Here is a 9,216-nt window from a genome sequence, read left to right as displayed (position 1 = left end):
CCTGGTCGGTGGAGACGATGGGCGGCGCGCGGTCTGCTCCGCAGACACGACGCGCCGCCGCTACGCGGCGGAAGACAACCACGCACTCCGTGCGTGGTTCGGGACTTCGTCCCGGGGATCCGGGCCACTCCGTGGCCCTCGAGTCCAACTCCGTTGGACTCTGGCCCTGTTCGCTCCGCGATCAGGGCGACGGTCCGCGCTCCGCGCGTCCCTAGGCTGGCTGCATGCGTGGGGTCAGGACCTGGGTGTGCCTGACTGCTTGACGGGGCGTCCTCTTTCCGCTGACTCGCGGTCGGAGGCTGGCTTGTCTTATGGAAGCAGAAAAACTATGGAACTTCCGAGATATCTGCGGGTCCCTCTTCGGGAACGTCGGAGGCGGTTCCGGGTCGGTCCTCTCGGAGGATCTCTTCCATCAACTTGCTTTGATCTTCCGGTAGTTGACCTGCTTTCTGTTTGCTGCGGGTCTTGCACAGCCACGGGCCGATCATGACGCGTTCGCCGTCGGCCTCGATCCGTTCCCTGGCCCCGGGCGGGCGTCCGTGGCGCTCCATGAAGGCGCGCAGCAGCAGCGCTGTCTGCTCGAAGGAACGGCGTTTCCTGGTGCCAGATGTGACGGGCGTTCTCGGTGTTTGCCTCAGGGGGACTTGATCGGCGGTCAGGCCGAGGATGGTGAGGAGGTCGCGTTGGCTGGAGTTGAGTTCGTGCCAGGTGGTGAACTGACGGTGCAGCCAGCTGCCGGCTTTCACGCCGTCGATCACCGTGTCGCGGCGCAGCGTGGCCGGGTCGTGGCCGGCTTCGATGTGGTGCTTGATCAGGTGGTATTTGCGGTGCCAGTCGGGTCCGTGCGGGAGTGTCCAGTGCGGGTCGAGGGCGGTGAGCTGGGTTTCGCGTCTGAGGGCGAGGCGGTCTTTGCGGGCCAGGGTTCGCTGGTCGGCGAGGAACTGGCCGCCTGGTTCCTGGGAGGGGATGGCGAGGTGGCCGTGGGTGGTGTGGAAGGCCTCGATGGTGGCCAGGTGTCCTTGCCAGGTGGCTTCGTTCTCGTCCCAGACCATGCCCAGGTCTTCGAGCTCGGCGATCCACTCGGCGGTCAGGGTGCCTTGGTGGTAGGCGGTGCGTTGTCCGGTGATGAACTGGCCGAGCCGGTGGCCGTAGGCGTCCTCGTAGTCGGCCGGGACGCGGAGGTGGTCGTGCTCGGCGTGGTAGCGGACGGCGGCCGCGAGGCCGGCGCGGCGGGGTGCGGACAGGACAGCGCCGGCGGCGGGCCAGGCCAGCAAGTCCATCGCGCGGGCGATATGTCCGGGGTCGAGGGTGAAGTCGAACCGGAACCGGCGTGTGATCAGGGTGTGGGTGTTGGCGTCCGGGCGGCGCTTGGTGTTCTTGCGCGGGGCCCGGGCGGCGATGGACTGGTCGTGGTGGCGTAGCGCGGCGGTGATCAGCCAGAGGGCTTCGTAGGGGGTGGAGAGGAGGTCGGTGGGGTCGGCGTCGGGTGGGGTGTAGGCGGGGATGACCAGGCTCGCCGTCTTGTGGTCGATGGTCGGGAGCTTGCGCAGGGCGCGGCCCAGGGCCTGGACGATGCGGCGCACGCTCGCCGTGCGGTCCGCGAACACGATCGCGTCCACGGCCGGCAGGTCCACTCCCTCGCCCAGGACCTGGGCGTTGGTGAGCACGCCGCGGTCGGCATCGGCGAAGCCGGTGAGGATGGTGTGGCGCTGGTCGGGGGTGTGGGTGCCGTTGATCGACTGCACGAGAAGGTCGTCGGCCCAGGCTGGGCGCTGGTCCGCGGGGAGGGTGCGCAGCGTGTGGGGGAACTGGCGGGCGAAGTCGGCGGCGTCCGCGACCTGCTGGAAGTACACGATCACATGCTTGAGGTGGTGCTGGGTCATGGCCTTGAGGACGGCCAGGTGCAGCGCGGTCGTGCGACGGGCGCTCGGGGCGAACCCGGTGTGGGCGTCGCCGGAGTTGGCGAGGATGGTGCGCAGGTCGGTGCTGGTGATCGTGGGCACGAGGAGCTGGTAGTCGGCCAGGACGCCGTCCTCGATCGCAGCCGCGTGGGAGTACGTGTGCAAGCGCGGGCCGAACACCTTCGGATCGTCCATCGCCGCGATCAGGGACGGGGCCTCCCACGCGGGTGCGGTGGCCGCGGTCCGCTTCGGCCGGGGCCGTGTATCGGGGGCCTCGGTCAGACGCGGAGCCTCACTCGTACGGGGTCGCGGTCATGTAGAGGCGGCGGTCGGCCGGGATGCGCTGGTTGTCATGGATCACCGTCCACTCTTTGTCCCAGCTGCCCGCGGTGCGGTGCGCCTCATCCACGACCAGGAGGTCGAAGACAGGAGCAGCGAAGACCGAGTGCTGGGACTCCTCGATCCGAGGGAGGGAATCGAGCGTGACGAACACCGTTGCCCGCTCACGCCGTTTCCTGCGCTGAGCAAGCCAGTACGCCAGGTACTCCCCCGACCCCGTACTCACCGCCCCCGCACCCGCCAGCACAGGATGCTTACGGGCATCGGAGGAAGAGACCGCCATCAACGACTCCCTGCGCCCGTCCGCGCGGGCCGCCGCCGCCCATTGGCCGATCAGGTCCAGGCTTGGCACCGCGACCAGGAGATACCGGACATCGAGCGCCTCCGCGGTGCGCAGCGCGATCAGAGTCTTGCCGGTGCCACATGCGGAGACGATGTGCCCGCGCGTACCCGGGTTCTTCAGATGCCGCACCGCACTGTCCACCGCCGCCTGCTGATCAAGGCGCAGCGCACGGCGGGCGGGGGTGGTTCGGGCCGTCATTGCGGTGGCCGCTGGCTCAGGGCTGGAAGGCATCACGTACGACCTCGGCTCACGGCGGCAATGGGAACGTCTCATCCTCCCGCACAGTGCGGGCCGCTACGGCCCATATGGGCAGTGGTGTGGCGGTCCGTACTTCCGCTGAGAATCACCTTTTTGAGTGGGACGGGCTGTGTTCGCGCGTTATGCATGGCCGGTAAGCCCTTGGCTGTCCAGCGGGAAGACGCGGAGTTCACGTGTCGTGCTCGACGCGCTGTCAGGGAAGGGGGCGGTTCGGACATGGAGGTTGCTTTCAGCAGTCTTGCTGGGCAGGTGACACAGCTGCCGTGGGAGCAGGCGGTCGCATCGGTGCAGTTCGAGGAACTGGCGCCGGTATCGGCGTTTCCGGTGGTACCGGGGCGTCGGTGGGGTCCGGGCTGGTGGTGGTCGGCGACCACCGGGCGGCATGTGGTGCACGGTTCGACCGCGATGCGCACGCAGCTGATGCTGCTGGACCGGGATCCGGATGTCATCGGCTTGGCCGGGCGGCCTGTCCGGTTCGTATGGCGGGACGAGGCGGACGGTCGGGTCCGTTCGTGGGTTCCGCAGTTGTTCGCTCGGTACGCAGATGGCACCGGGCTGTTCGCGGACTGTCCGTCGGGCCCGGCTGCGGGCGGGGTCAGGGCGCAGCGGGCGGGAGCGGTGCTGGAAGCAGCATGCGCGCGGGTGGGGTGGGTGTATCGGCGGCTGGATCCGCTGTCTGTGTTGGCGGCGGCGAATCTGCGGTGGCTGGCGGGCTATCGCCATCCCCGGTACCGGGGGCCGTGCGGGCTGCGGGCTGCGGTGGCCGAGGCGTTCGCCGTGCCGCGGCCGCTGTTCAAGGGGGCGGTGTCGGTGGGTGAGCCGCTGCAGGTCTTGCCTGTCGTCTACCACGCGCTGTGGTCGGGACAGTTGGTTGCGGATCTTGGTGAGCCGTTGCATGCGCGGGCTCTGGTGGGCGTATCCGCGGCAGGTGTTCGGGACGGCGGGCGAGCGGCAGAGGTAGAGGTCGACGGGTCGGGGAAGAGGTGGACGCGGTGAGCGGGCGGCAGGGCGCAGGGCGGCGGCCGGTGGTGGAGGTCGGGGCGCACGTGGTCTACCGGGGGCAGACCTTTCAGGTGGCCGCAGTGCAGGGGCAGCGGGTCTATCTGCTGCGTGAGAACGGCACGGATACGACGGTGCTGCTGGGCCGGTTGTTCGCCGATCCGGGCTTTGAGGTGGTGGGGGCGCGGGCGCCGGATGCGGTGCCGCAGTGGGGGCTGTTCGAGACGGTTCCGCCAGCGGCACAGCAGCGGGCGTTGGCGTGGCTGCCGCACATCCGGGAGGTGGAGACGGGGTGGCCGCATCCTGCGGGTGGCCGTGCGGGGCAGGTGATGCGGGAGGAGTACGACCCTGAGCGGTGGACGCTGGCGCAGCGGGAAGCGGCCAAGGCGAAGGAGATGACGGCGCTCGGCTTTACGCGGGTGACGTCTGCGACGGTGCAGCGGATGCGGCACGCCTATCGCAAGCAGGGCCTGTGGGGGCTGGTCGACAAACGCACGGTCCGTTCCTCCAGCCCGACCGGGCGGGCCGATGAGCGGGTGGTAGCTGCGGTATTGGAGGCGTTGTCGCGCTGGCTGATCCGGGCGAGTTGCCCGGGCGTGCCGCGCGGACCGCTACCGCGCCGGCCCCGGCGTTGTCGGCACCGGCGGTGCTGCGGCCCGGGGAACAGGTGCAGATCGACACCACCCGCCTGGACATCATGGCCGTGCTGGAGGACGGCACTCTAGGACGTCCTGAGCTCTCGATCGCGGTGGATGTGGCTACCCGGTCGATCCTGGCCGCGGTGTTGCGTCCGCATGGGACCAAGGCGGTGGATGCGGCGCTGTTGTTGGCGGAAATGGCCGTGCCGCACCCTGCCCGGCCGACATGGCCCGCGGCGCTGTATCTGTCGCAAGCCCAGGTGCCCTACGGGCGGATGCTGTCGCTGGACGAGCGGCTGGAAGGCGCGGCGGGGCGTCCGGTGATCGTGCCGGAGACGATCGTCGTGGACCGCGGGAAGATCTATGTCTCGGAGAGCTTCGTCGCCGCGTGCGAGACGCTCGGGGTGAGCGTGCAGCCAGCTCCGCCGCGGCGGCCGCAGGCCAAGGGTGTGGTGGAGCGGACCTTCGGGTCGATCAACGACCTGTTTGGTCAGCACGTCGCGGGCCATACCGGGTCAAGCCCTCGCCTGAGGGGAAAGGACACGGAGGCGGAGGCGTGCTGGACCATCCCGCAGCTGCAGGATTTCGTGGATGAGTGGATCGTGTGCGGGTGGCAGAACCGGCCTCATGAGGGCCTGCGTCACCCGGTGCTGCCGAAGGCAGCGCTCACCCCGAACCAGATGTGGGCCGCGCTGACCGCCGTGTCCGGGTACGTGCCTGTGCCGCTGACCGGTGCCGACTACCTGGAGTTGCTGCCGGTGCGCTGGCAGCCCGTCACCGAACGCGGCATCCGCATCGACTACCGCACCTACGACCATCAGGTCCTCGACCCTCACCGCGGCCAGCGCTCCGGCGTCGCGGCCAAGGACGGTAAGTGGGAGGTCCACCACAACCCGCATGACGCCCGGCAGATCTGGGTGCGCCTGAGCGACGGGAATCTCCACGAGATCCCGTGGATCCATCGCGACCATGTACACCGGCCGTTCAACGACCAGGTGTGGCGCCACGTCCAGGGCGAAGTCGCCCAGCGTGGCGACCGCGAGCAGCACGAGGCCGACCTCGCTGATGCCCTCGACCGGCTCCTGCGCCGCACCCGTGCGAGCGTGGGGAAGCCGCCGAAGCGACGGGGCCGCAAGAGCTCCATCACCGCGCCCGGCAGCGCGGGCGCACTCGAAGGCCTCGTCATCGGTATCGGTCTGCCGGCCCCGCGCCAGTCGGCCGATCCGTATGACGGTCGGCCTGAAGAGCCTGAATCCGCGCCGCCTGCTGTGCAGGACAGCACGGCGGGCCCGGCAGAAGCCGAAAGAGCGACGCGGAGCGGCCCGGTGCCGGGCGGGGAGTGGGGATGGGAGGGCGAGAGCCTGGACGACGACCTCGCCGCCACGGTGGCAACGGCCCGGACCGGCACGGGTGAGCCGGAGGAAGCGGACACGGATGTGGCGGCAGTCGACGGCCGTGGCGGCGGATACGGGCTGTGGGATGCCGAAGCGGAGGCCGAGCAGTGGTGAGCAGCTCTACGGGCTCGGGAGAAGCGTCGAAGGCCGGCGCCGTGTCGGCCGCGCGCCGGTTGGCGGACTGTGCGGGGCGCGCCGAAGACGACGCGGGGGGCGCGGGTGGTGGGCAGGCGCAGACCGGGGCGGTGACGGTGTGGGATGGGTTCGCCTGCTTCGCCACCACCCCCGTCGCGACTCCTCCCGTACCGGGGGCGCCGCCGCGTGGCCTGGCCGAACGGCTGGCCTATCACTCGCGTTTCGTCACCGTACGCACCCCGGCCATCGACGCCCTGGCCCAGCAGGTGCGCACCCTCATGCTGCTGGGTGGGCATCAGCAGGTGACCGCGCGCCCGTCCCTGATCGTCACCGGCCCCGCCGGGGCCGGGAAGACCACCGCGCTCCTCCAAGTCGGCCGTGCCTGCTACCTCGCCCGCATCCGCCGTCAGGGCGAGGAGGCTGCGGCCGGACGGGTGCCGGTCGCCTACGTGCTGGTGCCGCCCGCTGCCAGCGCCAAGACCCTCGCGCTGGAATTCGCCCGCTACCTCGGCATCCCCGTCACCGCCCGCATGTCCCAGGCCCAAGTCGTCAACAGCGTCTGCCACGCCTACACACAGGCGGGGGTGCGGCTGGTGATGATCGATGAAATCCACCGCCTCAACCCCCGCACCACCACCGGCGCCCAGAGCGCCGACCTCCTCAAAGACCTGACCGAGCGGATCGGCGCGACGTTCGTGTACGCGGGCATCGACGTCACCCGTACGCCGTTGTTCACGGGGGTGCGCGGGGAACAGCTCGCCGCACGCGCCTGTCTCGTCGACTGTGATCCCTTCCCCGCCCGTGACGGTACGCGTGAGCCGTTCAAGGAGCTGGTACGGGCGATGGAGAACGCCCTCGACCTCCGGTATCACCGGGCCGGGACTCTGGTGCGGCTGGCGCCGTACCTGCACGCGCGTACCGCGGGGCGGATCGGGTCTTTGGCACGGCTGGTCAAGCAGGCGGCCCTGACCGCGCTCGCCGACGGCACCGAACGCATCACGAAATCCACTCTGGAAGCTGTCCGCCTGGATCACCTCGCCGAACAGCACTACCGGCCCCGGGCCCCGACCAGGTCGTCGGGCTCCCGGTGAACCAGACCGTTCTCACGGACCCTTCGGGCACCGCACCCGACACCACGCGAGACGGTGCGTCTGCCGTCGGGGTGTGGGCGCAGTTCCCGCCCCTGGCGGCGGGCGTGTTCCGGGTACGGCCGCTGGCGTTCGAAGCGACCGCCTCCTACTTCCAGCGCCTCGCGCATACGTACCGGCTGACGCTGCCCCAGCTCTGCGATGGGGCCGGGATCACCCTGCACGGTCACGGCACCACGCCTACGGCCGGGCTCGTTCTCTCCCTCACCGCCGCCCACCGCATCGCCATCCTGAGCCGGATCCCGATAGGCCACCTCGCCCGCACCCTGCCCCACCTGCCCCACCTGCCCCACCTGCCCCACCTGCCCCGAGACGGTGCGACACCAGGCGGCGCGGCCACCGCGCGCTGGACACCTTTCGACGCCCTGTACCAGCCCGTGGCCGCCTGCACCCTGTGCACACGGCGCTATAGCCGAGGCACGACCGGAACTGCGCGGGTGCACCGGCCCTGGCACCAGTTGGTCTGTCCCTGGCACCACCAGGCCGCCCCCGACCCCCGACTCGACACCCCGCTGCACACCGCGGCGGTCCCCGCACTGGGTGCCGCATACCGCGCCCACCAGCGCCTGCGGTGTCACCGCCTGGGGGCGAGTGCGTGGATGACGGCACGCGCGATCACCACCCGCTGGTACGACCACCAGCAACACCTCGCCGACCGGTGGCGCCAGCGGCTGCACCGCCTCGCCCTGGCCAACCCCCATCTGAACCACATGGGAAACGCTTCAGCCGTACTGCTGGCCCGTGATCTGGTGATCTACCCCGAAACCGTCACCCTCGCCCGCACCCTGACCTCACTCCCCCACCACCGGGCACAGCGTCCGCGGGAAGTCCTCGACATGATCGGACACCGCCTCGGACTCGGCCGTTTCTCCCCCGCTGGAAACGACCCGCTCCATACCTGCATCACCCCTCACACAAACACGTCGCCGCCCGGGCCCCGCTCCCGCCCTCGGCCTGCCCCACGACATCGTGAGAAAGGACGCTCCGTGTGACCACGGCCCTTCCCGAACCTGCCACCGGCACGCCTTCGCACCTGCTGGAACCGGGCCGCCGGCTGCGCTGGCGCGGCCATCTCTACGTGATCGCCGCACAGCGGAGCCCCGCTGTGCACCTGGTGAGTCTCACCGGTGAGGAACCCGACGTATACGCGCTCGCCAGCGTGGTCCTGGAGGCCGACGGCTTTGGGCTGCCCGAGGAAAACGGCCGGCCCCGTCCGGCCCCCGAGGGGGAGCGAGCCGGTCTGCTGCGGTGGTTGGGAGAAGACGACCTGCGACACGTGCAGGAGTGGGAACGGCACCTGACCGAGATCCGCGACGGCCAGATCCCAGCCACCCCGGCGCAGCCGGGGCCGGACCACGCCCTGGCCACTTCCACGCTGAAACAACGCTTCGCCGCGAAAGCCGCCGAACTACAAGCCGCGGGCTGGCGGCACTGCTCGGCCGGCACCATCGAACGCCGCTACCGCGCCTGGCACCGGCACGGCCTGGCCGGGCTGATCCGCCGGACCGTGCCCCACCCCTGGGGCCGCACCGACGAACGTGTGATCCGCCTGCTCCACACCCACATCGAGACAGGCGGCACACACAACACGACCAGCCACTCCGGTAGTCACCTGCTGGAACAGCTACGCGCGGCTATCCGTCTGAACTACCCCGCTGAATACGACCGGCTGAACATCTCCCCCGCCACGTTCTACCGACTCCTCCACCGCCTGCGCTCCCCCACCGGCCACCCGCCATCCCGGTGACCGGCACATAAACCCGTCAGCGACACGGGTCCCTCTAGACGCACCACTACACCCACCAAAAACCCAAGATCATTCCCATGCAACTGCAGAACACCAGACCACCACCCCGAACACCCAAACCGAACACCCGCCACCAAACCTATCCCCAGCTCCCCAGGCCCGCCTGCGCGACGAGCGCGACCCGGGCGGGATGCCCGCTCGGCCGGGGCAGCCAGGGGTCGGGCACCTCATGGTTCACGGACGTGGCCACGCCGTACGACGACTGGCCGAGGTCGGGGACGAAGGGGCGCCGGACCGTGCCGAGGATGCTGGCG

General features: G+C 70.1%; 6 protein-coding genes and 1 pseudogene. 5 read left to right on the top strand and 2 right to left on the bottom strand.

All coding sequences use genetic code 11. The annotated features are described in order from the left end of the window. Positions 1–326 precede the first annotated feature (326 nt). Both AMK22_RS31035 and AMK22_RS42145 read right to left on the bottom strand, forming a co-directional pair. Positions 327–2,096 (bottom strand): helicase associated domain-containing protein, encoded by a 1,770-nt coding sequence (locus AMK22_RS31035; protein ID WP_338014198.1) that lies wholly within the window; start codon positions 2,094–2,096, stop codon positions 327–329. Between the two features lie 97 nt (positions 2,097–2,193). Beyond that, complete coding sequence (locus tag AMK22_RS42145; protein ID WP_338014197.1) at positions 2,194–2,781, bottom strand: DEAD/DEAH box helicase family protein; 588 nt, start codon at positions 2,779–2,781, stop codon at positions 2,194–2,196. 276 nt (positions 2,782–3,057) lie between these two features. On the opposite strand from AMK22_RS42145, the gene AMK22_RS31030 reads away from it, so the two are divergent. From AMK22_RS31030 to AMK22_RS31005, 5 genes and pseudogenes are all read left to right on the top strand, one after another. Beyond that, a complete protein-coding gene (locus tag AMK22_RS31030; RefSeq protein ID WP_079186494.1) occupies positions 3,058–3,837 on the top strand; it encodes a TnsA-like heteromeric transposase endonuclease subunit in 780 nt (259 codons plus the stop codon). Between the two features lie 29 nt (positions 3,838–3,866). After that, a pseudogene (locus AMK22_RS31025) lies at positions 3,867–5,986 on the top strand (Mu transposase C-terminal domain-containing protein). Between the two features lie 131 nt (positions 5,987–6,117). Then, positions 6,118–7,098 (top strand): ATP-binding protein, encoded by a 981-nt coding sequence (locus AMK22_RS31020; RefSeq protein WP_073790495.1) that lies wholly within the window; start codon positions 6,118–6,120, stop codon positions 7,096–7,098. Then, on the top strand, positions 7,095–8,147 hold the full coding sequence (locus tag AMK22_RS40250) for a hypothetical protein (protein ID WP_199883357.1): 1,053 nt from the start codon (positions 7,095–7,097) through the stop codon (positions 8,145–8,147). The genes AMK22_RS31020 and AMK22_RS40250 overlap by 4 nt, the downstream gene beginning before the upstream one ends. After that, a complete protein-coding gene (locus AMK22_RS31005) occupies positions 8,144–8,902 on the top strand; it encodes a hypothetical protein (protein WP_073790461.1) in 759 nt (252 codons plus the stop codon). Before AMK22_RS40250 ends, AMK22_RS31005 begins: the two co-directional genes overlap by 4 nt. Positions 8,903–9,216 lie beyond the last annotated feature (314 nt).

Origin of the sequence: Streptomyces sp. CB01580 (genome assembly GCF_001905795.1) — a bacterium.
Classification (GTDB): Bacteria; Actinomycetota; Actinomycetes; order Streptomycetales; family Streptomycetaceae; genus Streptomyces.
This window is presented reverse-complemented; position numbering and strand designations above follow the sequence as displayed.

Excerpts from the sequence above, each read along its gene's own strand:
- AMK22_RS31035 (WP_338014198.1), bottom strand. The coding sequence starts at position 2,096 with ATGGACGATCCGAAGGTGTTCGGCCCGCGCTTGCACACGTACTCCCAC.
- AMK22_RS42145 (WP_338014197.1), bottom strand. The coding sequence starts at position 2,781 with ATGACGGCCCGAACCACCCCCGCCCGCCGTGCGCTGCGCCTTGATCAG.
- AMK22_RS31030 (WP_079186494.1), top strand. The coding sequence starts at position 3,058 with ATGGAGGTTGCTTTCAGCAGTCTTGCTGGGCAGGTGACACAGCTGCCG.